A 26,093-nucleotide genomic window follows, 5' to 3' on the forward strand; every position below is an offset into this window, starting at 1 on the left:
ACATAGAGCTGGCGTCCGCCAGCCGCATGTATGTGACACACGTTTGGATTGTGGCAAGGCCGCGAAAATTTGCGGCACGAAGGCGCGAGTTCCCCAGAAGGCAAAAGGAGGCACCTTCACCACGTGATGATCAGCTGCTTGGGCCAAAATTTGGGTCCATATGTGTTTTCTGCCCGTAGAACGAGCTTGAGAAGGGGGTTTGCTGGCAAGAACCCTCGGCGGACGGCCTCAAACTAGGATCATCAGCCGGGAGATACATTCATGCCTTCTCGTCCCATCCCCCCTCAAAACGCGAACGTACTGCCTCAGCACCTTGTCGCCAGTGGCCTCCCCGATCTCAGGGGAAACTGTCACACCGCGGAGGACGGCCGCGTATGACTGTATCGATAGTGAAACGCCTTTCCGTCAAACAATTTGTCGGCTTTCACACAGATATCCCGCTAAAGGACGGCTCGACGAACGTGCCGCTTCTGCCTTTCTCGCTTGGTCATGCAGTGCCACTGTGGTCCTCGGGCACGGTGCTGATCACCGAGGAGAAGCCGCCCCGTGTCGTCGGAGGCATCGACGCGTATACGAGCGCTCTTCACCAGGCCAACGAACGGAATATCGCGGTATACGTGCTCGCAATCCTTATATCAGCCTCCGATCTCACTGCAGGATTTTGGTCGCAATGGCCGGCACGCGAGATCGCTCTGGCGCGCTACAACCTCAGAGATCGAACCTCATTACTGCGTCGGCTGCTTCGGACATCGCATTGCAGCGTGATGGATCTTTCGATCGAAGAGTTGGCTAGACGTTTCAGTTGTTCAAAACGGTCGGTCAAACGCGTCCGCCAGGAAGCGGGCGCATCACGAACGTACACCCGCCGCAAAACGATCATCGAGACCGCAGGGACGACGATATGAGTGACAACATTGTTATGCCTGCGCATCAATCTCTCGCTCTTGCCTTGATCGAGGCCGTCTTAGCGCTCGCCAGCAGCTCAGGTGAAATGACCGCCGTTCCACCGTTTGTCGACCATTGCCGCGTCGGCCTGCGGTGGGTGCTTCCGACGCTGTTACACCTTTTCAATGACACCTCTGACGCCCCTGAATGGTTTCGGGCATGTCAGGCCATTGATGAGGAGCCTCTTCTTTTTGAGCTGGACGTTGCACTGAATAAACCGGTCACCTCACCACTACGAATGCATGGCTGGTATTTCAAAGAGCCTCTGCTCTGCGCGCTGGCAACGCCACTGACCTACGTCGATCCACCCGTGCACGGCGCGTTGATCGCCACGATCCTAATGGCGCGAATGAGATCGCCCGATGTCTTCACTGACGAGCGCTGCTACAAGGTCGGGTTAGAACTTCGTCGCCTCGCTGAGCCACCTCGGTCCGGGAGCGGCTTTGCGTACGCGCCGCCGGCGGATCTGGAGACCTTGAATTCGGTAGCGGCTATCGTGCAATGCCTGCCCGTCCAAGGCGACACCCGTGATGACGAAGAGGTATTTTCCAGCACCAATGGCGCTCAAGATACCCTGATAGCGCTTGGAAAACTGCTACACGATTCGGCCCGAAGAAACGTCAATGCGGACCGGCCTGGGGTCTACGGCATCCAGCGTGGCATGCGAGGTCCGAGAGTCGAAGCCGACGGATTGGAGGATTGCGAGGATCTTCGCCAGTACCTGTACGTGTCCAGCCAGGACGAAGACGCGGCCGATGGCCATCATGGCAATCTTCCACCTCGCGTGCTTACCCGCTCTCCAAGCCTCGACCAAAGTGAGGATGAGGGCGATGAGTGTGATGCCGCTGACTGGGCATCTGAAGCCGAGGACGAGGGCAATGAGTGTGACGCCACTGACTGGGCATCCGAAGGCGATGCTGACCAACCGGCCAGCGATGGCGATCGTTGGCCCATAGGTTCCGCTCGTGTAGAGATCCGACTATCCCCCAGCGCAACTGCCAATGAGCGACGCGCCGCCATCGCCCTGGCAGAGCGTCCAGCCACGCACTCGCAGGAGGATCTCGATACAGGAGGGGAGGATCTCTGGATTCGCGCGCAAAAGACGGATCTCGGGCTGGGGCCGCTCTGGTGGGATGCACCTAGAAGCTCGCCCTATACGAAGCTCTCGCTAGTCCTCGTCACCGTGCTTGGCGTAGGCATCCGGCAACTAGCGCGAATCGCGCTGCATAGCCCACGCAACCGGACGCAGTCGGGGTTACGTATTTATCGCTGCAATGGGGACATCACCGCAACGCTGCAAGTACCTCTCCCCACGTTGGCTGCGCCGTTTGCCATGTCGCAATGCGACCCAGACTGGCTGCACTCCAGCCTCGAGCGCATCGTGCTGCCCATCCACCCGACCATAGCTATCTGGCTCGCGCATACCCTCATCGAAGTCGGTGCCCGTTGGGAAAGCGATGACAACGAAACGTCACACCTGGTGAAAATGCCTAGCCATAGGTGGGCGCACACAATCGATGAGATGGCCAAACGTCTGGCGACTGCCTACCCCGGTATGCGCGCCACTGCCGGCAACACTATGGGTATGCATCTGGCCGCGCTGACCCAGGCCGGTACGACTGACCCGGGGCTTGCGTGCCTGGTGGCCCCGTGGTTGTTCAAGGCCGCAAGCACGCAAGCGATTTACACCAACGTCCCCAGGTCCCAGCTTGCGCGGATTTTCATAAATACCCAAGTCAAGGCATGGCAGGCGTTGTGCGGAGAAAAACTTGACCTCCCGACGCCTGACATCACTCCACTTGAGGGACGGGTCGGTTCCCGTCGTTGCCTAACGCCTGAGGCGGTTCGAAAAGGTCACTCCCTTCTCAAGGGAGACGCCAAACGCGCCATGCAATTAGTTGTTCGCAGTGGAAGGGATGCTGCTTCACGGATCAATACGGCGGTGTTGCTGACCGTTTTCGAACTCACTGCAGGACGTGCGCTACGGGCTCGTCGCAATATTTGGCGCAAAGGGACAACACTTTCCATCACGAGTGACTATTGGACCTTTGCAGACAAAGGGAACCACTTGCGTTCGCTGCCGCTGGACGACATCGACCACATGGGGCTCTCGCGCTTGGCCGATGCCCTGCGCGACGCACACCATCCGGACCTCGGCGACGAGGTCCGTAAATCACTCGCCGCAGCCGAGCGAACCTTACGCGGAGAAAACACCGGCGCTCGGTCCCCACCGATGGGACAACTCATTGTGCAGAAGGGTAAGTGGCTCTGGCGTCCTGTATGCATGGCTGATCTGCACAATGCGTGGAAGGCACACGGTGAACGCATATCGCCAGCGGGCCTGCGTTACGCCGCCCGTTCGGTCCTCGCCGAGGGCAACTACCCGCCAGCGGCCATCGATTCGCTACTGGGTCATCACGCATGGGGCCGAGAAGACTTTCGGCCACTGCACCATTCCAGCGGCCCCCTTCTGCGCGACACAACCATGCCACTCATCCGTCACCTCAGGAATGTTTTCCTGAATCCCCATCGGACCGACGAATGACTTTTGTTGTCGCAGACGATGTCCTGGCCCGCATGTCCGTTTCCGAAGAACTCGCCCAGACAATGCGTCAGGTGGCCATCGAGATGGCCGATTTCTTCGAGCAACTGGTCGCCAGGCGCGGTACGCTTGAGCTCAGGCATCTGTATAACCGTGAGCATACTTGGCGCAAACACCATCCCCACGTTGAGCACCCCAGGCTGCGTCAGTTGATGCTGGTGGTACATGAGGTCGTGGTACCTGCGGACTACCCCGGCATCGATGTCCCCGGCCCGCTGACGGATTATCATCCGACGCCGAGCCCACTGAGCTCGCCATGCCAGCGAGGAGCGGCGGTCGCAGACCGCTTGGAAAAGCGCTATGTCGCCTGGCGGTTGAAGCTGCCGCCCGCCGAACTCACGCCGGACTTGGCCGCTGCAGAAATATTGTTTCTCTGCGTCTGTCGAGGTGGCCTGGTTATGGAGACCACGCTGGAAGCGCTAGCACGAATGCCTCTGAAAACACTGATCCGTGATGACATCCCTCAGGGAGATGAATCGGTGGCCCTTCCGTGGATCGTACCGCCCCCGGAGGCTGTCCTCGCTCTTCGGGCGTTCCAGGCGCGTTATAGAGATCGCGAAACGCTGTTGCGCGACCAGGAAGTGGCCAATGTACTCAATTTCCTGCTGGCCAAGCTAGACGAAAACGTCAATTTGAAGCAGTTCCTCGATGCGGCAAAGATGCGCGTACGACGCGACGCGCCGGACTGGCTGGTAGAACTTATTCTCGGCAGGGTCACCGACACTTCCTTATTGCCCTCCGCACGGGCACGCGTGATGTCGGGCTTACCGTTGCTGGTTCATGAGCACCTCAAGGAAGTGAAGGAGCGGAAGGAAGAAATGACGCTGACGAGCGGAAGCTGGTCGGCTGATCTTCCCGCGGCTCCTGCGGTCAGTAACGTCTTCCTTGAGGGATTGCAAAAGGACCTGAAAGGCAAGCGATCCAACAGGGCGTCCATCATCGACGCAGTTGACCGGCAGCGCGACGCAGCACCCGACCCGCTGTGCGCATTACTGGCGTCGCTGGCCAAACACTATCTCGACACCTATAAAGCCAAACCAAGCTCGGTGGCCCGTTACTTGTCCGCCTTGCGTCACGTGCCACATGCCGCAGGCCTGCAAATGCCGTTTGTCTGCAACAAAGAAGGCACGTGGCAGGCGGACCCACAAAGTTGGGAAAGCATCCTTTTGGCGGCCGCCCACCCACGCCTATCTTCGGACAAACAGACGCCCCAGCAGTTGTTCCGTTTGCACCGCTTCGCCACCCAGCACTTCCCGATCTTGGAGGAATGCGATCTGGAAGACATCGAAGACCTTAACTTTCCCCACCGTGCCCGCGCGATCGTGGTCACCGATGAGGAGGTGGCGCGCGCGGTGAACCGCGTGAAGGTGATGAAGCCCACGGAAACTGGAAGCTGCCTTCTGGGGGAGGTCGCTTATGCCTCGGCGTGTCGCTTGCGCGAGCTCACGCACGCTCGGCTCAGCGACCTGAAGATCTTTCCCGACGGGCGCCTGACTCTCGAGATCCGCGCACACGCGGACCGTTCTCTTAAGAGAACTTCGAGTCGTCGAGATATCCCGCTGCATGAGTTGCTCTCCGCCGATCAACGACAACGGTTGCATGCCCATGCGCAGACACTCACAGCACTGGGTCGTCTTCCGACGAAAACGTACCTGTTCGCTACGCCTGATCGCGCGCAGGCACCACCCTCCCGGGATCAGCGCTATCAGCTGGTCACCGCGCTTCGTGAGGTCACCGGCGATCCAAATATCACATTCCACAGCCTGCGTCACTCTGCGGCCAATTGGCTGATGTTGCAGATGCTCTCCTGGGAGATTCCTGGCATCGGCTCGTTGCCCCTACAAGGACTTGACCCCGAGCGCTTCAAACCCTCCCGGGTAGCCAGCCTGGTCCTGACACTGTGCCCTGACGCGGCGCTGGCTCCGCCCAACCGTCTGCCCGCCACGTGGACGCAGTCATTGGCGCGCCTATTGGGGCACAGCTCACCGCTCACCGGGCTCCACCATTATTTGCATCTTCGCCCGCTCTACCAGGCGTGGGTGCTGGCCCGCGATCTTAAGGAGTTGCCGACCGAGCTCATCGCGCGTTTGGCTGATCTGCGCGAACGCACTCAACGTCGCCAGATCAAGCAGTGGCGCGAGGCGGCCTCCACCGGAATTCGGGAGAACGTCACCCGTGCCCAGGCACTGTGGCTCATCCACTGGGAAACCGTTCATGCCAGCGACTTACAGCGCCGCGTACACCAAGCGACTGCTGATCAGATAGGCCTTAAGGCTCCTCCTCGCGGATCGTTGCGCATCACGACGGTACCCATCGTGTGCCAACTGATAGTCAGCGGCATTCCCGCCCGGCAAATCGCTGAAGTCATGGGGTGCCCGGATGAGTCCGTGCAGCGCATCTTCGGCGCCCTCCTCCCAAGTGTGAAAGATGCACGCCGCGCACCTGCGCTATGGATCCCTCGCCTGCCGCAACGCAAGCAAGATCGCGCCGAGTTTATGAAATTGGCCCATGCCATGGATCGCCACAACCCATCGCCTGATGAATACGATGCCTTGAGCCGCCTCCTCTACGCGGAAAAGCGCTGGGTGCTTGCCAGCGATCAGGACTGCGTGACGGTACTTGGGTTTCTCTTTCGGGTGCTACCGCACGACGCTGTGGTGTTTGTCGAGCTCCAGCGAATCGACGGGCACGAGGTGGACTGCCCACCGACTCAGCGCGAAGACCGGTGGCGCCAGTTGATTGACAATCGATGGTGCGATCGACTGCGTGTGATCGCGCATCCAGCAAACGCGGGGCCGAGCTGGAGCTACCGGCCCAAACCATGTGGTCCGGGACCGCAGGTTGAATGGGCTCATCTGCGCATTGGCAAGCTCCCATGGCTCGAAGGGTCTCTCAGCTTCGAGCGTTGCCCCGGTTATACCGTCGCTCTGCAAAGCTTGCGTGTGGCTCACGATCTCCGCACCCCCATGTGGCGTGCTCCGCGCCGGCTTCTCGTGCCGAGTCTTGCAGACATGAATGACGTTTTGTAAAGCGTAGCTCGCAGTGATATGGAGGGCCGTCTGCACATAACACAGGGCAAGATCATCCAAGGCATTCTCTGCAAGCCTGCTTCGACGCCATTTAACAGAGCCTCGGATTCGATGCCATGATCAAAACGAATCATCAAGCGGCCCCAGAGAGGCGGAAACGAACCTCCCGCCATTCAACACCGCGTTCACTGCTTCGACCAGCTCGTCCCCCGCAGATGCTTTCACCACATAGCCCTGCCCGACCTCCATCGCTATGCGCGCAAGCGCAATATCCTCATGTACCGTGATGAATACGATGCGAAGCATGGGTTGACGAGTAAGCATTTCCCGCGCCGCCTGAATGCCATCCATGCCCGGCATGCTTATGTCAGTCACCACCATGTCTGGATGCAATCGAGCCGCCGCTTTGACCAGAGCTTGGCCATCACCTACAACGGCAACTACCTCGAATGTCTCACCAAGCAGATAACGAAGCTGCGTGGCGATATGCTGATGGTCGTCCGCGAGAATGATTGTGGCTCGATTCACTATGCTGCCCACTCGTCATGAATGATGAATTGTGACGAGTCTCGTTCGTGGGCGAACTCCCTGCTAGAGAAATTGAACTGAATTTAGCTAGGTAAAAATACCGCTCCGGACTAAGCACAATCCGCAAGCTTCAAAAGAGAAGGCCGAGCTCCTCGGACCGACGTACCAGTTCGAGCGTCGTATGCACGCCAAGTATCTGCATCATCGTGTATTTGTGCGCCTCAACAGTGCGCACTGAAACTCCAAGATCTCCGGCGATCTGTTTCGATCTGAGACCTCGCCCAACAAGCCGCAGCACCTCACGTTGCTTGGCCGTCAGACTATTCAACTCATACAAATTGCCACTGACGAATCGCGCGCCCAATGATGGCGTCACATAGGTACCCCTAAGCAGCACTTGGCGCACCGCGGTGAGCAAGTCTTCACCAGCTGAGCACTTTAATACGTAACCATTGGCGCCAGCGCTCATTGCCGATACGGCGAGAGCTGGTTCGATGTGCATGGTCAGAAAGATAAAGGGCACGCTACTGCCTTCGGCACGTACCTGCTTAAGCACCTCCAGGCCATTGCAGCCCGGCATGGTGATATCCGAGATGACCAGATCCGGCGAATGCCGATGTATGGCATTGATGAGAGCCGGTCCGTCGACAACGATTTCGAGAAGGTCAAAATCATCTTCAAGCAGGCGTTTGATGCCTTCGGCGACAATGCGGTGATCGTCTGCCACTAGGATCCGGGAACGCTGTCCCCCTGATATCTCGGATAGTGCAATGGATACGGTGAAATCGGGATGCGTATGCATACTTTTGTCCCCTTTCCCAAGCCGGTGCGAATGTCGAAGCTACCCCCCAGTAGCTTTGCCCTCTCATCGATACTTACCAAGCCCAGACCAGGCATTTCAGCCTCGCCCGATTTTCCCGCCTCAAATCCTCTGCCATCGTCAACGACAGTTAACTCCGCAAACGAACCTCCAACTTCCAGGGACACCACAATATGGTGCGCGTCCCCATGTCGAATCGCATTGCTGATCGCCTCTTGCGCTGCACGATAAAGACATAGAGCGGCCTCGTCATAAAGTAGATCCGCCTGCGCAGATATATGCGATTCGATCTCACGACCTTCCATCCGTCCGTGGGTCACGCCGAGCTCATTCAGAGCTGCCACAAGCCCCGTTTGGCGCAGCATGGTTGGATGCAGCTCGTGCGAAATATGGCGTAGGTCCTTCGATAGCGAGATCAGTTCGTTCTGGACCTGGCTGATGTCACCGCGCAACGCGGGATCGGCCCGGCGGCGCAGCGCGCTGAGCTCTATCGAGGACGACGCGAGCCGCTGGCTTATGTCGTCATGCAAGTCACGAGCGATCCGCGTGCGTTCCTGCTCCTGTGCCGCGATCAGCCGCAGAGCGAGATCATGCACCTCACGATGCTTGCTAACCAACGCTTGCTGCCCGGATCGACGCTGTTCCATCAGCGTAGCCAACAGCAACGATGCCATGGACAACGTAAGCGTCCAGAGCTGAAGACTTAGTGCAGGGTGTTCGACGCCCTGCTCCATGAATGGGCCGAAGCCCGCAAGGTTCATATGGGCGGCGATAACCGCAATCGCCAGCAACATGAGGCAAATCCCAGGCATGCGCAGTCGAAGCGTAGCCCAGATGACGATGAGAATAGGGGCAATCAGCAGCATCGGCCTGACTATGGGCTGAGTGCCAAATTCTAGCCACGTCCACCAGAGCGCGACGAGCAGAACAACTGCGATAGCCACGGTTGACGAATCCCGCCTGTCGCGCTGGAACCACCACTTGGGGTTCGCCAGGCTCAGCCAAACGGGCACGTAGAGGACATAGCCTAAAGCGTGGGCGCATACCGTGTTTAGCCACCCACCAATGGCTACGTCACGCAATGTCGCATAGCTGCTGACAAGATAGACAGCCGTTCCACTGACTAGCGGAAGAAGCACAACCGCCAGTATCAGAAATCCGCCGACCGCTCTAAAATCTTCAAATGCCGGCATATTTCTCTGCCGGCGCAAGATGAAGTACGCGAAGACAGGCACCACCAAAATGACAGGGAGCGCCGTAAACAACGCTTGGAGTACTTCTATTTGAAACGTCAACGCAATCGCCGCGAGGCCAGCAAGCATCCCCACGGTGCAAGGCAACCAACTTGCCAACGGTGCACTCAAGAGCGCGGCGAGCAGCACCGCTCCCGGAAACCAGATCATGGGAATTTCCGAATGAAAGCCCCGTAAGACACCCGAGGCGAGCTGCGCAACATAGCCTCCTGCAAACAGGCCTGCGCCCCAGGCAAGCGAAAGAGATGCATCCGCTACAGCCGCCTTTACCATGCATACCTCCATGCGGCGCACGGGGATTGGAAGGGTCCGTGGCACGTCACTGCTCAATGACACGCGAACTACGCGTATCGAGGCCGTGGACTCGAACGTCTGGTCTCACCGCCGTGAAGCAAACGTAGAACAATTATCGTAAGAGTCCTGTTATGACGCCAAAGAAATTACGCCAAGTGTGAGTTCGTAAGTTTTTGTACTTGCTTCTGCCCTTCCCACGCGCGCAGCCTGCAGCAAAAATCTGCACTGACAAGGGCATCGGGCGCATCAAAGGCCATGGCGGCCTTCGCTTGTTTCTGCGGAGCACAACCGCGCCCATGCCGATACGCTTACTGCGAGCCTTGATGGCTATCTCAGTTGCATGAATTCGGTTTCGGCCGGTCTCGGTGCGGGTGGCGCGCGTGGTGCCGAGCGCACGGGAGTCATCCAGGTACTGGAGCGCGAGCATTTCGCCGTATGCGCATCGAGCTGTTCGACCATCAGCGCGCCATTGCGATGGTCGTCACCGCGCTGCTACCTTTTGTCCCTTGTGGCTCAGCGAGATTCCATTAAAACCTTCAGCAAGGAACTTATCGGCTTCTTGTTCTGACTTGCCACTCAAGATTTGTGGCGCCCGAAAGCGATACCTGCCGACAGAACGGCCAGCCAAAAAAAACTTCCAACTCTTTTCGCGCCTGCAGCTTGCGAATGGGTTTCTCCGTTAAGCTTCAACCAGAAACCAAGGTAGTCGATGCTGAATTTACTGATGGTTTCCGTCATCGCGTACGCAGCAACGAACGTCGACAACCTGACCGTGCTTCTTGCCTTTTTGGGCGCATCCAAAGGGCATACGGGTGTAGTCATGCTGGGTCACGTCTGTGGTTCCCTGGTGCTGATTGCGTTCGCTCTAGGTTGTGCCGGGCTCATGCTTTCTGTACCGCATTCGTACGTTGGTTTTCTAGAAATCGTGCCGCTGGGCATCGGACTCGCGAAGCTCTTCAGGCGCTGGTTTGCCGGCGATATCGCCGGTGCCGGTGAGTCGCCTCGCACTGACAGAAAACCCATCTCCGCGTGGCTGGTCGCCGTAGTCGCCATCAGTAACGGGTCTGACAACGTTGCGGTCTACACGCCTCTTTATGCAGGCCGAGCCGTGTCGGACGACGCCGTCATAACCCTGACGCTACTCGCGATGATGGGAGTGTGGTGCTCCGGCGCCAACTATCTAGTCTCACACCCAGTCCTTGGATCGCGCATAAAGCACTATGGTGAGGTTATTCTTCCATGGATGCTGATCGCTATCGGGATTTCCGTCCTTCAGCAGAGTGGGACGCTCCGGCAGATCGGACTTTAAATGCGCCGCTGATTACCTCGCGCGGCAGCGAAGGCTCGGTCGTCCGTTGCAAGCAAATCCCCGCGCCGCGGCAAGGTCGGTCGGTCGGTCGGTCGCGTACCTTAGCGCGGCGTCGAGTATCCTAAACTGCCGGCGCATGCCTGAGCACGCCCGAGGAGGAGTTCACGCTCACGCGCATTTTGGGTGAGTGAAGCGGCACGCGTGAACTCCGCGCGTGCCTCGTCGAGGCGCCCGAGTTTGGCCAGCAGGTCGCCGCGCACGGTCGGCAGCAGATGATAGTTGGCCAGCGCCGGCTCGGCCCTCAGCGCATCGACCAGTTCGATGGCCTGCTCGGGACCGAAAGCCATGGCAACGGCGACCGCGCGGTTCAGCTCCACGATGGGCGAAGGCGCGACCTGCGCGAGCATTCCATACAGTGTTGCGATGCGCTCCCAGTCAGTGTCTTGCGCCGCGAGCGCGTGCGCGTGGCACGCAGCAATCGCCGCCTGCAGGGTGTACGGACCCAGCGCACCGCCGAGTTTTTCTGCGTGATCGAGGGCCACGAATCCGCGACGTATCAACAAGCGATCCCACTGCGCACGGTTCTGTTCGAGCAGCAGGATCGGTTCACCCGATGGACTGACGCGCGAACGTGAACGCGATGCCTGGATCTCCATCAACGCAACGAGGCCATGCACCTCTGACTCCCGTGGCATCAGACCCACCAGTACGCGCCCAAGACGCAGTGCTTCCTCGCACAACGTAGGGCGCATCCAGTCATCGCCGGCGGTCGCCGAGTAACCCTCATTGAAGACGAGGTAGATCACACCGAGTACCGACGATAGACGCGCCGCAAGCTCATCAGCGCGCGGTACCTCGAAGGGGACCTCGGCCTTGGCAAGCGTCCGCTTGGCGCGGACGATGCGCTGGGCAATCGTCGATGCCGGCTGCAGGAACGCCCGCGCGATCTCCTCCGTGGTCAGGCCGCCGAGCAACCGCAGGGTCAGCGCCACGCGCGCCTCGACCGGCAACACGGGGTGGCAGGCGGTAAACATCAGGCGCAGCAGGTCGTCGCCGATGGGGTCGTCCAGAGCGGCTTCGATCTTCAGCCCAGTCTGTTCCTGTTCGGCCTCCAGCTCGTGCACCAGCTCGATGTGTTTGCGCTCGAGCAACTTGCTACGACGCAGCCGGTCAATCGCGCGATGCTTCGCGGTGGTCATCAACCACGCACCCGGATTGTCGGGTACGCCGGATTGCGGCCACTGTTCCAGCGCAATGACCAGCGCATCTTGCGCCAGCTCCTCGGCCAGACCGACGTCGCGCACGATGCGTGCAAGGCCGGCAATAAGCCTGGCCGATTCGATCCGCCAGACGGCATCGATGGTGCGGTGGGTATCGGTCGCTGTCATGACGACTGATCACATCACCTGAACCTCGTCGACGCAAGGGCGGCCATGGTGCCCGATGCTGCTCGGTCCGCTTTTCCAGCAGTAGATGTGCCCCTCTCCTGCTCACGGATGTGCTCCCTCCCCTGCTCGCAGGGGAGGGTTGGGGTGAGGTCGCTCTTCGCGCTGAAGATCAGCCCCTCCCAAAGAGCAGGGGGATGCCCGTATCGAACCAAACTACAGGTTCACCGCCATCTGCGCGCGAATACGCTCTTCCTGCTCCCGCAGCTCAGGCGTGAACTCGGCACCAAAATCCTCCGCCTCGAACACCTGGCGGATCTCGATTTCCGACTCCCCCTCAAACGGGTTCGGACAACGCTTGACCCATTCGATGGCCTCTTCCATCGACTTTACCTGCCACAGCCAGAAACCGGCTATCAGTTCCTTGGACTCGGCAAACGGCCCGTCGATCACGCTGCGCTTGCTGTCGGAGAACCTCACCCGTGCGCCCTTCGACGTCGGCTGCAGCCCTTCGGCCGCCAGCAGCACGCCGGCCTTCACCAGCTCCTCGTTGAACTTGCCCATCTCGGCCAGCAAGGTTTCGCTCGGCATCACGCCGGCCTCCGAGTCCTGATTGGCTTTGACCATCACCATGAATCGCATCTTCGTCTCTCCTTCAAGTTGGGGGTGGGGAGCCGGGCTGGCGAACGGAACACCGTTTGAACCCAGGCTCTAACGATACGACGAACCGCCACCGGACAGATCGACATTTCCGGTATCGACACATCCACCCATCAAGTTCTGGAAATATTCTCAAGCTCTGGGACAGAGCCTCGGTATGCTGTACCCATCGTGTCATCGACCTATTCAGGCTGGAATTGATGAAGGAACACCAAGGCGGACTGATCGTCCATCGCGGCAGCCACACCGAGTGGCTGGCCGATACGCTGGCGCAGCAGCTGGAAGCGCAGCGGCCAGCCAATCCGCTGGAAGCGCAGACCGTGGTGGTGGCGCATCCGGGGTTGCAGCGCTGGCTGCTGGGCCGCTTCGCCCACCGACCCAACCCCCATGGCGGTCACGGCATCGCCGCCAACATCGAGATGATCCTGCCATGGCAGTGGTACGAACGCACCGCCCGCCGGGTGCTGGGTGATGAGGCGCTGATCGGCGGCGCCTATCGGCATGAAGTATTGCGCTGGCGCCTGCTCATGGCGCTCCCGACGCTCGCTTCGCCCGAGGTCACCGCCTACCTGGCTGGCGATGATGCCGCGCGGCGCAGCTTTCAGCTGGCCGAGCATCTGGCCGGTTTGTACACGCAATACCTGATCTACCGGCCGGACTGGGTGCTCGATTGGGAACAGCACCCCGGCAAGGCCAGAAGCGACTGGCAGGCGGCGCTGTGGCGGCAGGTGCAGGCCTCGATCGGCCGCCCACACCGTGCCCAGCGCAGTGTCGCGCTGCTCGATGCGCTGCATGCAGAAAGCAGTCACACGGGCGCCGAATACGCACACCCGCCATTGCATGTATTCGGCGTCAGTCATTTGCCGCCTGATGTACTGGCCGCACTGCAGGTCCATGCGCTGCGTACACAGGTACACCTGTATTTCCCTGATCCATGCCGCGAATACTGGTCGGATCTGCGCAGCCGGCGCTTTCAGCTGGCGCAGAAAGGCGATCCGGAAGCGTTGTATTACGAGATTGGCCATCCGTTGCTGGTGGCGCTGGGTCGCATCGCACAGGATTTCTGCATCACGCTGGATGAGTGCGACGCCATCGAGGAACGTGACCCGCTCGATGAAGCCGAACCACTCGTCCGCGAAACGTCGCTGCTGGCGCAACTGCAATCCAGCATCCGCTGCTTGCAACCGGAGGTGGTCGGCGCAACAGTCCGCGAGCAAGTTGACGCCGGTGCGATATTGAGCGAAGTGCTGCCCGCGCTACGTGGTGATTCCAGCCTGCGCGTGCACATCTGCCACACCCGCCTGCGTGAACTGGAAGTACTGAAGAACGCGTTGCTGCGTTGCCTCGCCGAGGACCCCACGCTGCAACACCGGGACATCGTGGTGATGGCGCCGGACATCGGCGCATATGCACCCTACCTGCCAGCAGTATTCGGCGAACCGGCGCAATACCGCGTCGATCCGCTACACCTTCCCTGGCACCTCTCCGATGTCGGGCTGGCGCGTGCGCACCCATTGATGAGCGCATTCGCGCAAGTGCTGGATCTGGCCGAAAGCCGCTTCACGGTCAGCGAGGTACTGGATTTTCTCGACGTGCCCGCCGTTGCGCGACGCTTTGCGATCGACCGCAGCGGGCGCGATGCGCTGGAGCGCTGGCTACGTCGCGCCCGCGTGGCATGGGGTCTGGATGCCGAGATGAAGGCGGAAGTCGGCGCGGCGCCGATCGACGCAAATTCGTGGCAGTTCGGCTTCGACCGCATCTATGCCGGGCTGATCACGGGTCAGGACAACGGCGGTGAATCACTCGACGGCCACCTGGTGGACAGCATCCTGCCACTGGATGGCGTATCCGGCACGGCGGTCGAGGCGCTCGGACAGTTCGATCGCCTCCTGGGTGAATTGCGCGGGGCACGCGACGCCTTTGTCATCCCACGCCCGCTCGCCGCGTGGAGCCAGTGGTTGCTGGATCTGATCGACTCGCTGTTTCTCGCCGATCTGCGCGACGACACAGAGAACGGCGCACTCGACAGCCTGCGACGCCTGGCCGCCAGCCTCGGCACCCAGGCCGCCGAGGTCGGCATTGGCACCGCGTTATCGTGGAGCGTCGTGCGCGAAGCTCTGCGTGGCGCGCTCGATGGCGTGCCGGAGCGCCAACCGTTCCTGCTCGGTGGGGTGACGTTCTGCGGGCTGGTGCCGCAACGCTCGATCCCCTTCCGAGTGGTCTGCCTGCTTGGTATGAACGAGGGTGAATTTCCCCGCCCGAATGGTGACGCCGGCCTCAATAAAATTCTCAGCCAGCCGCGCCACGGCGACCGCGATACCCGCAGCGAAGATCGCTACCTGTTTCTCGAAGCCATGATGTCCGCCCGCGATGTGCTGCACATCAGCTTCGTCGGCGAAGGCGTGCGCGACGGCAAACCGCGCAACCCCGCTGCACCACTTGCTGAACTGCTGCAGTTTCTCGATGAACAGCACGACCTCGCGGACGATGAAAAAGCGGATCGACCCTGGCGCATCCATCATCCGCTGCAACCGTTCGACGCACGCTATTACGAGCGCGACGCCGATGGTCAACCACGACACGACACGCGATTGTTTTCCTACGATCCGGCATTCCTCGCCAAGCCATCGGCCAGCGACGTCCAACGCTTCCTCAACTCGCCGGCTGGTGCGGCGAAGACGACCGCCGCCGGCAGCGAGATCGCGCTGGGCGCGCTCAAACGCTTCTGGCGCGACCCGGCCAGGGACGCATTGCTGCGCGGCCACGGCATCAGCCTGCAAGCGCTCGACAGTACCGGCTGGCCCGATCGCGAACCACTTGAAACCCAGTTCGACCGTCGGGAACGTATCGAACATCGACTGCTGTTCGATGCACTTGCCGCGGGCAACGACAGCCTGCCCACCGAACCACCGGCATGGCTGGCGCGTTCCGGCATGTTGGCCGGGGGCGCGATCGGCGTCGCGGCGTATGCCGGGTTGCGAGATTCGCTGCAAAGCCTGCTCCAGAACGCGCAAGGTCTGTTTGTCGATGGCCGGGCACAAGCCGAGGCTCAGGCGATCGACCTCGATCTCCACGATGGCCTGCGCCTGACCGGTGTGGTCGATCGCGTATTTCACGCCGCCGAAGGTGGCTTGCTGCTGTTCGATGCCAAGCCGTCCGGTGCTGCCGGTCTCAGGGAGATTCTGGCCTTCTATATCGATTGGGCTGCCCTGCGACTGACCTACGCCGAGGGTGTGCAGGGCACGTATCTGGAGGCTGCATCCAATAAAAGGGGCACTCCGGCGATGCTCGACCCCGTGCATGCGCAGGACACGGATCAACTGCGTCGCGGATTGCGCCGTTTGGTCGAAGCCTACATCGCGGCCGAACATCAGCCGCTGCTGTTCTTTGCGCAGAGTGCGCTGGCCTATGCGAAAAGTGCGCCGGAAGATCGTCTCGCCAAGGCCTCCGACGCATGGGAGGGTGACGATTTCAGACGCACCGGCGAACGCGATTACGCTCCCGGCTATGCCGCGCTATTGAGTCGCGGATTGGAGCTGTTCGAAGAGCGTAGTTCCGCGTATCAGGCGTTCGTCGCCGCTACTGAGCTGGTCTGCGAGGTGCTTGATCCGCTGCAAACGATGCTGCTGAAAACACCGGCGTCCGAACCTGTTGCCGTCGACGGAGAAAAATCATGAGCGCCGTCGATGCCGTCGCGCCAGCCGCCCTGCCCGCGCTCGACTGGCGCCGGATGCCCTTGCAGGGCCGGATCCTGATCGAAGCGAGCGCCGGCACCGGCAAGACCTGGAACATCGGCCTGATCTATCTGCGCCTGCTGCTGGAACGCGAGCTGCGCGTAGAGCAGATTCTGGTCACCACGTTCACCGATGCCGCTGCGCAGGAGCTGCGCGAGCGCCTGCGACGGCGTTTGATCGAAGCCGAACGCCTGCTTGACTCCATAGCACCCGAGGCGGCCGAGGACGACGATTCGCTGCCAAGCTATCTGTCGTCGTTGTGCCCCGACGAAGACAGTCGCCAGCGTGTGCTACGCAAGATCCAGCTCGCCCGCACCGATCTCGATCACGCGCCGGTCTCGACCATCCACGCACTGTGCCAGCGCATCCAGCGTGATTACCCGCTGGAAAGCGGCGCCGCGTTTGCCAACGACAAGCTGTTCGACGAACAACAGCTGCAACGCGAATGCGTGGAGGACTTCTGGCGACGTCGCTACTTGAATGGCACCGTCGATCCGCGTGAGGCCGAGCTGCTTCTGAAGGATGGGCCTGAGGGGCTACTGCGCGATTTGGGCGGCCTGTCGAACAACACCGACGCACGGATCGAGGCTGGTGGACTGGCTGATCTCGAACGACAGATCGCCGCCTTGCGCTTACCCGAAGCCATCTCTGAATTGCAGAGGTTAGCTGACGAAAAAGCACTTTACCGAAGGGCCAACTCGGCATTGCGCAGCCGGCTAACCAAGATCGTCCCTGCCTTGTGGAACTACGACGAGGCACAACTTCAAAAATCGCTCGATGACACGTTTGAGCCAGAACAACTGATCACACAGGAAGCCATGGATAGTGCCGGCGTCCTTGCCGCTCATCCACTGATCCAGGCATTGCAGACACTGCGCCCACTACTGCAGCTACGCACCATCTTCACACGTGGTGCGGTGCTGGCCGAGGCAGCGCAAGCCTGCCGCGAGGACATGCCGCGTCGCGCCCGTCAGCGCCATGTGCAGACGTTCTCGATGCTGATCGACGCGGTCTCTCAGCGGCTGTGCGGCGAACAGGCTGACGGCGTGCTTGCCGATCGCCTGTACGAAGCGTTTCCGGTCGCCCTGATCGACGAGTTCCAGGACACCGACCAACGCCAGTTCGCAATCTTCGACCGGATCTATCGTGAGCGAGGCGCCCTGGTGATGATCGGCGACCCCAAGCAGGCCATCTACAGTTTCCGCGGCGGCGACATCGCCGCCTACCTGCGCGCCAGCACGCAGGCGAGCCAACGCTATTCGCTGGCCACCAACCACCGCTCCAGCCGCGCGCTGGTCGAAGCGCTGAACGCGTGGTACGGCCATACCGAAGGCGGCTTTGGCCATCCGCAGATCCGCTATCAGCCGGTCACCCCGGCCGGCAAGGTGGACAGCAAACCGTACACGGTCAACGGCGAAGCAGTCGCGCAACCGCTGGTGATCCATCCGTTCCGCGGCAATGCCGTGGACAAAAAGAATGCACCTTTGGCGGCGCTCGGCGCGCTGGAATCGATGGCACTGGACGACTGCGCGAACCGCATCGCCGAGTTGCTCAACGACCCGCAACAGCAGATCGGTGGCCAGCGTGTCACGCCGGGCGATATTGCCGTGCTGTTGTCGTCCAACAGGCAGATCGTCGCGCTGCGCACGCGGCTGATTCATCGAAGGGTGCCCTGTGTCGGCAGCGGGCGCGGCAACATCTTTGCTGGCGAGGTGGCTCGCGAGCTGGAGCTGATCCTCTACGCTGCGCTGCATCCGGACGACGATCAAGCCGTGCGTGGTGCGCTGGCCACCCAGCTACTCGGCATCGACCTCGATCAATTCACCGCGTGGGAAATCGATCCGGCCGCGTTCGAGCGCGAGCTGGAGCGTTTCGAGGCGTGGCGGGCACTGATCCGCACACGCGGCGTGCTGGCACTGATCGAAGCACTGCTGGCCGACCGTGCCACCGCGTTGCTGGCGCTGCCGGAGGGCGAGCGCGTGCTCACCGATCTGCGTCATCTGGGCGAACTGCTGGCTGCGGAAGAAAGTGCGCGGCAGGGACTGGATGGACTGTACGCATGGCTCGTCGAGATGCGTCAGGAAGGTGGCGACGGCGATGCCGATGCGGCCGACGAGCGGCAGCTGCGCATCGAAAGCGATGCAAAGAGGGTGCAGCTGCTCACCATCCACGCCAGCAAGGGACTGGAGTTTCCGATCGTGTTTCTGCCGCTGGCCTGGCGTATCAGTGATCGCGGCAGGCGGCCGCCCAGCGTATTGAGCTTTCACGACGATGCCGGTCAACGTTGTATGGATCTGGGTTCGGCGGATTTTATCGAGCATCGCGGCCGCCATTTTCGCGAAGAACTCGAAGAGCGCTTGCGCCTGCTCTACGTCGCACTGACCCGCGCGGTTCATGCGCTGCATGTGTACTGGGTCGATCGCGGCAAGCAACCCAGCGACGATAACGAAGCCTGGAAAATCGCCGCGATCGACTCGCTGATCCAGCAGGCGCAGCATCGACTGGGCCTGAGCGAGGACGAAGCCTCACTTGACCAGCTGTGCGAGATCCTTGGCGGCATGCGGCTGGGCGCACCATTCGCTGATGTGACCACGCGTTATCAGGCCCCCGCGGAAACACCGGCTCCCCGTGCCACGCAGACACCGTTGCCACACTCGCGAGCATTCCAGTGGCTGCATAGTTTCAGCGGCCTGACCCGCTATGCGGCAGCTGCCGTGGTGATCGATGACAGCGGTGCCGCCGATGAAGCCGGCGCTGACTCGTCCGATGCGGACGAAGACCTCAGCATCGCAGCGGCATCCATCGAAGTCATTGAGGACAGCCGGCTGCTCGCGCTGTATCCCTTGCGGGGTCCGCGCTTCGGCGACGCCGTACATCACGTACTCGAATTGGCCGGCCCTGGTCAGGTGTGGCCCGAGCAGCGTCAACTGTTGAACACCCAACTCACCGCCCAGGCCATCAAGGCGAACAACCTGCCCGCGGACGAGGCGCTGGAACGCGTCGGCCGGTTGATCGACCGTATCCGCCACGCCGATCTGGGAGACGGTCTGCGGTTGATCGACGTGCCGCCCGAGCGGCGCATCGTCGAGTTTGAATTCCAGTTCCCGGTGCAACAGGTTCCGCTGGCGCGGCTGCGCAAACTATGTATCGCGCACGGCCACCCCGACGTGGTGCCGAGCAGCCTCGACGCGACCACCCTCAACGGCATGCTGACCGGTTTTGCCGATCTTATCCTCGAATGGAACGGCCGCTTCCACGTGCTCGACTACAAGACCAACTGGCTCGGCGCGCACCTGCACGATTACCACGGTGCCTCGCTGAACGCGGCGATGGCCGAGCATTACTACCCACTGCAGGCCCTGCTCTACACCGTGGCACTGCACCGCTACCTGCGGCAGAGACTGGACGGCTATACGGCTGAACGTCAGCTTGGCGACAGCTGGTACTTGTTTGTGCGTGCACTGGGATTGCAGCCAGATGCTCAAGCTAGCCTTGGCGTTTGGCGCCAGCGCTGGCCAGCAGCGCTGATTGAAGCGCTCGACGATGCATTCGCCGGCGTGCAGGAGGCTGCCGCATGAACGGTTCACTCAACCCGATGTTGGAGACCGATGAGCGCGCGATCGACCAGATGCTCGCGCAGTGGGTGCTCAAGCGCACCGGCTCGCCCCTGCTCGCCAGCGCCGTGCGCGCCGCCAGCACCGCCGAAAGTCTCGGACACTCCTGCGCCCAACTGACTGATCCATTCACCGACGCCGGCTTCGACGCCGAAGCGCTGACGACGCTGCGCCAGCACGCCTGGGTCGGCGACGGCCAGCAGTTCACGCCGTTCGTACTGGATGCGCAGAATCGTTTCTACCTGTGGCGCAACTGGCAGCACGAATCGAAACTGGCTGCCGCAATCCTGCGGCGTTGCGCGAATCGTTCGTTGCCGATTCCCGCCGACATCCTGGCCGATGACCTCGCCGCACTGTTCAGCACGATGCCATCCGGCTCAACCGACTGGCAACGCGCGGCGGTGGCTGCGGCCCCCGGCGCGCGCTTCTTTGTACTGACCGGCGGCCCCGGCACCGGCAAGACCACCACCGTTGTACGCATGCTGCTGATGCTGTTACATCACGCCCATGCGTGTGGCCTGCCAACACTGCCGTCGATCGCACTGGCCGCACCCACCGGCAAAGCGGCGCAACGACTGGTGCAAGCCATCGCCAGGGGCAAAGCCGAACTGCAAACCTCCCTATCATCCTGTGGGAGCGACTTCAGTCGCGACAGCTCAGATACGCAGCAAAACCTGCAAGACCTGCTGCCACACATCCCGCACGCCGACGCACGCACGCTGCATCGCCTGCTCGGCTATCAGCCCCGGGACAACAGCTTCAGCCGCGGCCCCAACAATCCGCTGGCCGAAGACATCATCGTGGTCGACGAGGCATCGATGGTGGATCTGGGCATGATGCGCCAGTTGCTGGATTCGTTGCGCCCCGACGCCGTGCTGATCCTGCTGGGCGATCCAGGCCAGCTCGCATCGGTCGATGCCGGCTCAGTGCTATCGGACATCGTCGCCAGCACACCGCCGAACCAGCTGCCGGCGAGCATGACCCGCATGCTCGCACCGCTGCTGCAGGACGTACCCGACACAAGCCTGGAAAACATGCCCGCGCACAGCAGTCCACTGGCCGGTAATGTGCTGACGCTCACTCACAGCTGGCGTGCGGGCAGCGGGCTGCAACGCGGCATCGAAGCCTTGCGTGGCACGCCCGACCCGGCCTGGCTGGATTCACTATTGGCCCAGCGCTCTGACGGCGACCTGCACCTGCGCCGCTGCGCCGACAGCAACGACCTGCGCGCACGCGTGGACACATGGCTCGATCGCCACAGCGAACTTCTACAGACGTTGTTGGTGCCAGCCATCGACGCCGGCGAAGCGCTGCATCGCTTGCGTCAGTTACAGATACTGTGCGCGCTACGCGACGGCCCATTCGGCGCGCAAGGCATCAACACGTTGATCGCACGTCGCCTCGGCGCGCGCTTCGCGGTCGACACCAGCCACGCCTGGTACCACGGACGCCCCGTGATCATCACCCGCAACGACTACGCCCGCGGTCTGTTCAACGGCGACGTCGGCATCGCACTGGAGGGTGCCGAAGGATTGCGCGTGTGGTTTGAGGTGAGCGATCGCGAAGGCCACGCCGGCCTGCGCAGTTTCTCTCCGCGCGCCCTGCCCGCCCACGAAAGCGCCTGGGCCATCACCATCCATCGCAGTCAGGGCTCGGAGTACAACGATGTGGCCGTCGTACTGCCGCCCAACGAAGACAACCGCGTACTCACCCGCGAGCTGGTCTACACCGCCATCTCACGTGCAAGAAGCCACGCTGAAATCTGGGCCACCGATGCCTCGCTGCGCGCAGCGCTTGGCCGACCGATTCGGCGTCAGGGTGGCTTGCGCGATCGGTTGCAGGGCGATCTGCAGGAGCGTGCCTGAGAACCGCCATCGGAAAGGGGCCGTTACTCCGTTGGCCCCGCCGCCCCTGAATCACAGTGGCGTGCAGGTAGTACCGGCCACCAATTGACTCGAGGCGATACGACCGTTGTTCGAAGCCGCTAGCTGAATACCCGGAACCGCCGCGGTATTGATCGGGCTGCCGCTGGTGTCTTCGGCGCAGGTATCGAAAAGTGACGTTGGTGCCCGGCTGGGACTCGCCGGGTGTCAGCAATTCGCCGAGCGCATTGTAAGTAAGCACACCAGCCGTATTGGCAATGATCGATGTATTTGTCGGCGCGGCTACAGCAAGCTGCAGACTTCCTGCAACTGACGCATCGTAAGCGGTATTGGGCGCCGAGGCTGTGTAGATCAACCAACCATTGTCGTAGGTGGCGCCGACATCACACGTCTGTGCGCCACCGGCGACCATCGGGCAGATCGACACGTAACTGCGCGTCGCGGCGGCCTGCCCCCGGGCGTACTGGAGATTCGACTGCATGCCGTTGGACTGTTCCACGGCACGGTTGCGGCGCATGAAGTCGCGCATGCTGGGATAAGCCAGCACCGAGAGCCAAATGTGCCTCCACCACCCGTCGCGGTTGAATTGACCGCCGTGGCCCAGGCCCCATTGCAGTTGCCTTTGGCGGTCACAACACCTGGTGCTGCCGCCCCAATCACGACGTTGCTACCCACATTGTCGCCGCCACCCCAGAAATCAGCCATGCGCAACGACCAGCTCAAGCGATCCGAGGCAATGCGCAGATCCTCCTGCAGGAAGTTGTTGCCCTAGTGCACCTGGTAGGACTTGCGATTGGCAACGAACAGGTTGATCAGCCCGGCGACCACGAGCAGCCCGAGTATCACCGCAATCATCAGCTCGATCAGCGAAAAACCGCCCGACCGCCGCGACCCACGCAGCGATCTCAGAGCCGGGCCATGGTGCCGGTCAGGACTGAGGCGGCGGCGAAGGCTGGAAGTCGAACTGGTACGTGTCATTCGTGGTGACTCCAGCCGAGTTGGGAATCATGCCGTTCCAGCTGACCGTCACGGTCAGTGTCCCGGCCTTGGTGGTACTTGCTGCTACCGTCGCAAGAACGGCCGTGCCGTTCGGCGCCACAGTGCCGTTCTGAAGTTGCGCCAGCCACGCCTTCAAGTCCGCTGTGGCCTGCGTGCAGGCGGCGTTCGCCGTGCAGCTGGGCACATCGACACCGTCGTAGAGGTAATAACTGCCCGCAACGCTGTTATTCACGCTGGGAATGGCATCCACATTCAGCACGCCGTATACCCCGGCGGGATTGGCGCGCATGGCTTCGGCAAGCGACCGCGCCTGCAGCACACCTACCGTGCGGATGCCAGATTGCTTGGCAAATTGCGCGCCCTTGATCTGCATCAGCGCGATACCCAGCACGCCGACGCTGAAGATGACGATCGCTACCAACACCTCGATCAACGAGACGCCTCGCTGACGCGACATGACCTGCATGGAATTCTCCCCTATGCCCCTTGCATGCCACTGTACTCATTCGCCCTGCCGCAACTAGTGCCAACCCGACAAGCGCCCGTCGCCCGCTGATGAAAGTTGACCGTCGTCACGTGTCAGGGCTGCTCGCCGCGGCGGTGGGAGGGGTCTTTGCGCTGTTTTCGATAATGAGCTCTTCCCAATATGCCCGATTCGTAAGAAACTGCGACACTCTCACCAAGGAGGGCGAGCGTATGAGTAGCAAGCAAATAGTCCAGCAAAGCGATGCAGCCTCGACGGCTGGATCGGACGCGATTGTCGACATCAAGGCATGCACCAGGGCGCGCTCAGCGCCGAAGGGCAAGGTGCTTTCATGAACGACCGTCCGATGGCCAACATACGCGACCTTGCCGTGCAGATCGCCGATCGTTTCGCTCGCTCGGAGATCGAAATGTTCTGTCGCAACGTCTCCGCCGGCACGGGACGTCCGGTGTTCGACCTCAGCTGCCCCCTGATCGACTCCGGCGCACCGGAATGCGAATCGCCGGCGGCCATTGCCGAAGCCGTCCGCTACATCGAACTGCGCAGTGATGCCCTGCCCTACCGGATGCACCATGTCGACGACCTGGTGTGGTTCGAGGAGCGGGTGTGAACCAGCTCACTGGCGACGTCATCGGGCCAGCGCTCGCAGCGTTTGGCCGCGCGCCGGCCAGACTCCAGTCGCTCCTACATACGTTCGATGGGCATCACGCGACGTCGCGTACGTTCACGCAGGGAGCATTCACGCAGCTGATCCGCCAAGGCCTCCAAGCCGGGTATGCCATAGAGGTAGACCGATGCCATCTCCTGATCGGACGAGCGCAGATGAACCATGCACTGGTCAAGCATCCGCATGCCAAGAGGCTTCAACAGGTCGAAGTGATCCACACGGAACAGCTCAAGGTTGTCCTGCACCTTTGACAGGATTCCACGCTCGACCCGCACGCGCTGTGTGGTGATCGTGAACCTGGTCGAGCGACTGCGCAGCCAGTAGATCAGCAGCGCTATGCCCAGCGTGATGACCACGAGGACGTACTGGCCAAAGGAGTAGATCACTTTGGGATGACCGGAAAAGAGCGTCTGCTCGACCGCGGCGTCTCTGGTCGCGACATAGGCATCCAGATCGGTTCCGCAGAAACGACATTTGTGAGCGGCGGCCTGGATCGGCTCAGCACATGCCGGGCATGCCTTCATTCCATATTCCATCGCTGTACCCCTGGTTGGACCATGGGCAAGAGTACCCAACTACGTGCCCACCTTGTTGGCTGTCGTCGATTGTCCAGAAGACGACGCCGTACGCATCTGAGTTGCGACCAGGAAATTCATGGCGCCGACTTCCCTGCCGGGCCTGACAAACCAGCCCGGCTGACAGGGCGTCGAACTCACTGATCGCTGGACCGAATCAAGGCAAGCCCCGCGGAGGTCAGCTCGAGGGCCAGGTGACCTTCGATAGTCGAATCTGTTTGCCGCACGAGCCCCGCCATGATCAAGTGGCCTGCAGTCGCTTCGGGCACCAGCGAAGCCATCCCTTCTGCGACCCATGCGAGGCCCTCCAGGTCCTGCGGATCAAGCTTCGTGGCGTCGGCTACGGCTGAATCTCCAGACCTCTTCAGAATGCCGTACCTCTTCAGAATGATGTCGACCTGGATCAGCACCCAACCGAAGTCGTCCGGAGCTGTGGCGCCGTCGATTTCGTCGACCACGCCGGAAAAAGCTGCCCAGAAATCTTCTTCGAGAGAGTGTTGCTGCAGAAACCCAGGCATGGCGGCGTCCAACGCATCAAGCATTTGCTGGAGTTCTGCGAGCGTCTTGGCCATGGATACTTCCTCGATCTAACGCTCTCAATCTGGCACGGCATACGTCAGGGTGGCATGGTTCGACAGGTTACGACGCCCATCAACCGGTCGCCTGCATTCAACGCCGGCAGGCCCTGATGTCAGGCATGGATCGCGCCGCATCGACGGCGCTCGATGCCCACCGGAACTCAGGCCGCACCCACGCACCAAGGACGATGGACTTACTCGTCCATTCCAATCAGTCCCTCAATATCAATCTCCGCAAAGAACAGACCACGATCCATCGCTTCGGCATGAGTCAGCAATGGTCGGTCAAAAGCCCTGGGCACCAGACCAATCCTTTTGATTTCGCCGTTCCTGCTCACTTCGTACCCAGCATGGTCATATTTGATCTCATAACTGTAGCGCTTGCCCTGAAAGCGCCGATAGGTGGCCTTGTCCATGTCTCACGCTCTAGCGGTGTGTTCCAGCTAAACCAATGGTTTGCGTCGGCCGCAGATTTTCGGCTTACGCCTGAATGAAGAAGCAAAAGGCTTGCCAACTGAAGGCGGCTATCCCGTACTGCCGCGCGCGGCCGAGCTATGGACGCTCGACGCGGATCGTTCATAGAGGAGCGCTGAACGACTTCAAACCCCCAAAAAAACAAAGGCCTGCTTGCGCAGGCCTTTGAAATCTTGGTGCGGAAATAGGCATCCAATCACGCCATGCGCGACCATGTACCAAGCGGTTTCCCTTCAGCGCATCCTAATAGTTACTGTCAA

The 26,093-nt window shown here is 61.1% G+C and carries 18 protein-coding genes; 8 read left to right on the forward strand and 10 right to left on the reverse strand.

The features are described from left to right. The first annotated feature begins 374 nt into the window (after positions 1 to 374). From HDE77_RS16225 to HDE77_RS16235, 3 genes are read left to right on the forward strand one after another with little or no spacing between them, the layout of a single operon-like run. Positions 375 to 905 (forward strand): hypothetical protein, encoded by a 531-nt coding sequence (locus HDE77_RS16225; RefSeq protein ID WP_184418963.1) that lies wholly within the window; start codon positions 375 to 377, stop codon positions 903 to 905. Then, entirely contained in the window at positions 902 to 3,490 is a 2,589-nt protein-coding gene (locus HDE77_RS16230; RefSeq protein ID WP_184418964.1) for a hypothetical protein, read from the forward strand. Before HDE77_RS16225 ends, HDE77_RS16230 begins: the two co-directional genes overlap by 4 nt. Next, the gene (locus HDE77_RS16235; RefSeq protein WP_184418965.1) at positions 3,487 to 6,576 is read left to right on the forward strand and encodes a tyrosine-type recombinase/integrase; all 3,090 of its coding nucleotides are present in this window, start codon (positions 3,487 to 3,489) and stop codon (positions 6,574 to 6,576) included. The genes HDE77_RS16230 and HDE77_RS16235 overlap by 4 nt, the downstream gene beginning before the upstream one ends. A 120-nt stretch (positions 6,577 to 6,696) precedes the next feature. Here the strand turns inward: HDE77_RS16235 and HDE77_RS16240 are convergent, their stop codons facing one another. The 3 genes from HDE77_RS16240 to HDE77_RS16250 form a co-directional block, all read right to left on the reverse strand. Then, entirely contained in the window at positions 6,697 to 7,104 is a 408-nt protein-coding gene (locus HDE77_RS16240) for a response regulator transcription factor (protein WP_184418966.1), read from the reverse strand. Between the two features lie 130 nt (positions 7,105 to 7,234). Then, positions 7,235 to 7,831, reverse strand: a complete 597-nt coding sequence (locus HDE77_RS16245; protein WP_343206128.1) for a response regulator transcription factor — start codon at positions 7,829 to 7,831, stop codon at positions 7,235 to 7,237. Further along, the gene (locus HDE77_RS16250) at positions 7,831 to 9,450 is read right to left on the reverse strand and encodes a sensor histidine kinase (RefSeq protein ID WP_184418968.1); all 1,620 of its coding nucleotides are present in this window, start codon (positions 9,448 to 9,450) and stop codon (positions 7,831 to 7,833) included. The genes HDE77_RS16245 and HDE77_RS16250 overlap by 1 nt, the downstream gene beginning before the upstream one ends. 730 nt (positions 9,451 to 10,180) lie before the next feature. Between HDE77_RS16250 and HDE77_RS16255 the strand changes: the two genes are divergently transcribed. Further along, complete coding sequence (locus HDE77_RS16255; protein ID WP_184418969.1) at positions 10,181 to 10,780, forward strand: cadmium resistance transporter; 600 nt, start codon at positions 10,181 to 10,183, stop codon at positions 10,778 to 10,780. Positions 10,781 to 10,881: 101 nt separating this feature from the next. Here HDE77_RS16255 and HDE77_RS16260 read toward each other — a convergent pair whose 3' ends face one another. Both HDE77_RS16260 and HDE77_RS16265 read right to left on the reverse strand, forming a co-directional pair. Beyond that, positions 10,882 to 12,168, reverse strand: a complete 1,287-nt coding sequence (locus HDE77_RS16260; protein ID WP_184418970.1) for an RNA polymerase sigma factor — start codon at positions 12,166 to 12,168, stop codon at positions 10,882 to 10,884. A 213-nt stretch (positions 12,169 to 12,381) separates the two neighbouring features. Continuing rightward, positions 12,382 to 12,807: a YciI family protein gene (locus HDE77_RS16265; RefSeq protein ID WP_184418971.1), complete on the reverse strand. Its 426-nt coding sequence runs from the start codon at positions 12,805 to 12,807 to the stop codon at positions 12,382 to 12,384. Positions 12,808 to 13,025: 218 nt separating this feature from the next. On the opposite strand from HDE77_RS16265, the gene recC reads away from it, so the two are divergent. Genes recC through recD form a run of 3 tightly spaced genes read left to right on the forward strand, consistent with a single transcriptional unit; the run spans position 13,026 to position 22,038 of the window. Next, entirely contained in the window at positions 13,026 to 16,502 is a 3,477-nt protein-coding gene (gene recC, locus HDE77_RS16270) for an exodeoxyribonuclease V subunit gamma (RefSeq protein ID WP_184418972.1), read from the forward strand. Beyond that, entirely contained in the window at positions 16,499 to 20,137 is a 3,639-nt protein-coding gene (gene recB, locus HDE77_RS16275) for an exodeoxyribonuclease V subunit beta (RefSeq protein ID WP_184418973.1), read from the forward strand. The genes recC and recB overlap by 4 nt, the downstream gene beginning before the upstream one ends. Further along, the gene (gene recD / locus HDE77_RS16280) at positions 20,134 to 22,038 is read left to right on the forward strand and encodes an exodeoxyribonuclease V subunit alpha (protein WP_184418974.1); all 1,905 of its coding nucleotides are present in this window, start codon (positions 20,134 to 20,136) and stop codon (positions 22,036 to 22,038) included. Before recB ends, recD begins: the two co-directional genes overlap by 4 nt. Before the next feature lie 786 nt (positions 22,039 to 22,824). Here recD and HDE77_RS16285 read toward each other — a convergent pair. Both HDE77_RS16285 and pilV read right to left on the reverse strand, forming a co-directional pair. Further along, a complete protein-coding gene (locus HDE77_RS16285) occupies positions 22,825 to 23,034 on the reverse strand; it encodes a prepilin-type N-terminal cleavage/methylation domain-containing protein (protein ID WP_184418975.1) in 210 nt (69 codons plus the stop codon). Then, the gene (gene pilV / locus HDE77_RS16290; protein ID WP_184418976.1) at positions 22,985 to 23,521 is read right to left on the reverse strand and encodes a type IV pilus modification protein PilV; all 537 of its coding nucleotides are present in this window, start codon (positions 23,519 to 23,521) and stop codon (positions 22,985 to 22,987) included. The genes HDE77_RS16285 and pilV overlap by 50 nt, the downstream gene beginning before the upstream one ends. A gap of 349 nt (positions 23,522 to 23,870) precedes the next feature. On the opposite strand from pilV, the gene HDE77_RS16295 reads away from it, so the two are divergent. Continuing rightward, positions 23,871 to 24,149 carry a hypothetical protein gene (locus HDE77_RS16295; protein WP_184418977.1) on the forward strand — a complete coding sequence of 93 codons (279 nt, stop codon included), beginning with the start codon at positions 23,871 to 23,873 and terminating at the stop codon, positions 24,147 to 24,149. Positions 24,150 to 24,223: 74 nt separating this feature from the next. On the opposite strand, the gene HDE77_RS16300 is transcribed toward HDE77_RS16295, so the two are convergent. From HDE77_RS16300 to HDE77_RS16310, 3 genes are all read right to left on the reverse strand, one after another. Beyond that, positions 24,224 to 24,730, reverse strand: a complete 507-nt coding sequence (locus HDE77_RS16300) for a PH domain-containing protein (protein WP_184418978.1) — start codon at positions 24,728 to 24,730, stop codon at positions 24,224 to 24,226. A 188-nt stretch (positions 24,731 to 24,918) separates the two neighbouring features. Further along, positions 24,919 to 25,353 (reverse strand): hypothetical protein, encoded by a 435-nt coding sequence (locus HDE77_RS16305; RefSeq protein ID WP_184418979.1) that lies wholly within the window; start codon positions 25,351 to 25,353, stop codon positions 24,919 to 24,921. A 200-nt stretch (positions 25,354 to 25,553) separates the two neighbouring features. Continuing rightward, positions 25,554 to 25,775 (reverse strand): hypothetical protein, encoded by a 222-nt coding sequence (locus tag HDE77_RS16310; RefSeq protein ID WP_184418980.1) that lies wholly within the window; start codon positions 25,773 to 25,775, stop codon positions 25,554 to 25,556. Positions 25,776 to 26,093: the final 318 nt, after the last annotated feature.

Source organism: Rhodanobacter sp. MP7CTX1 (assembly GCF_014205795.1).
GTDB lineage: Bacteria > Pseudomonadota > Gammaproteobacteria > Xanthomonadales > Rhodanobacteraceae > Rhodanobacter.

Bases quoted from the DNA above. Each gene is read 5' to 3' on its own strand.
- HDE77_RS16225 (WP_184418963.1), top strand. From the start codon at position 375: ATGACTGTATCGATAGTGAAACGCCTTTCCGTCAAACAATTTGTCGGC.
- HDE77_RS16230 (WP_184418964.1), top strand. From the start codon at position 902: ATGAGTGACAACATTGTTATGCCTGCGCATCAATCTCTCGCTCTTGCC.
- HDE77_RS16235 (WP_184418965.1), top strand. From the start codon at position 3,487: ATGACTTTTGTTGTCGCAGACGATGTCCTGGCCCGCATGTCCGTTTCC.
- HDE77_RS16250 (WP_184418968.1), bottom strand. From the start codon at position 9,450: ATGGTAAAGGCGGCTGTAGCGGATGCATCTCTTTCGCTTGCCTGGGGC.
- HDE77_RS16255 (WP_184418969.1), top strand. From the start codon at position 10,181: ATGCTGAATTTACTGATGGTTTCCGTCATCGCGTACGCAGCAACGAAC.
- HDE77_RS16260 (WP_184418970.1), bottom strand. From the start codon at position 12,168: ATGACAGCGACCGATACCCACCGCACCATCGATGCCGTCTGGCGGATC.
- HDE77_RS16265 (WP_184418971.1), bottom strand. From the start codon at position 12,807: ATGCGATTCATGGTGATGGTCAAAGCCAATCAGGACTCGGAGGCCGGC.
- recC (WP_184418972.1), top strand. From the start codon at position 13,026: ATGAAGGAACACCAAGGCGGACTGATCGTCCATCGCGGCAGCCACACC.
- recB (WP_184418973.1), top strand. From the start codon at position 16,499: ATGAGCGCCGTCGATGCCGTCGCGCCAGCCGCCCTGCCCGCGCTCGAC.
- recD (WP_184418974.1), top strand. From the start codon at position 20,134: ATGAACGGTTCACTCAACCCGATGTTGGAGACCGATGAGCGCGCGATC.
- HDE77_RS16285 (WP_184418975.1), bottom strand. From the start codon at position 23,034: ATGACACGTACCAGTTCGACTTCCAGCCTTCGCCGCCGCCTCAGTCCT.
- pilV (WP_184418976.1), bottom strand. From the start codon at position 23,521: ATGCAGGTCATGTCGCGTCAGCGAGGCGTCTCGTTGATCGAGGTGTTG.
- HDE77_RS16295 (WP_184418977.1), top strand. From the start codon at position 23,871: ATGAACGACCGTCCGATGGCCAACATACGCGACCTTGCCGTGCAGATC.
- HDE77_RS16300 (WP_184418978.1), bottom strand. From the start codon at position 24,730: ATGAAGGCATGCCCGGCATGTGCTGAGCCGATCCAGGCCGCCGCTCAC.
- HDE77_RS16305 (WP_184418979.1), bottom strand. From the start codon at position 25,353: ATGGCCAAGACGCTCGCAGAACTCCAGCAAATGCTTGATGCGTTGGAC.
- HDE77_RS16310 (WP_184418980.1), bottom strand. From the start codon at position 25,775: ATGGACAAGGCCACCTATCGGCGCTTTCAGGGCAAGCGCTACAGTTAT.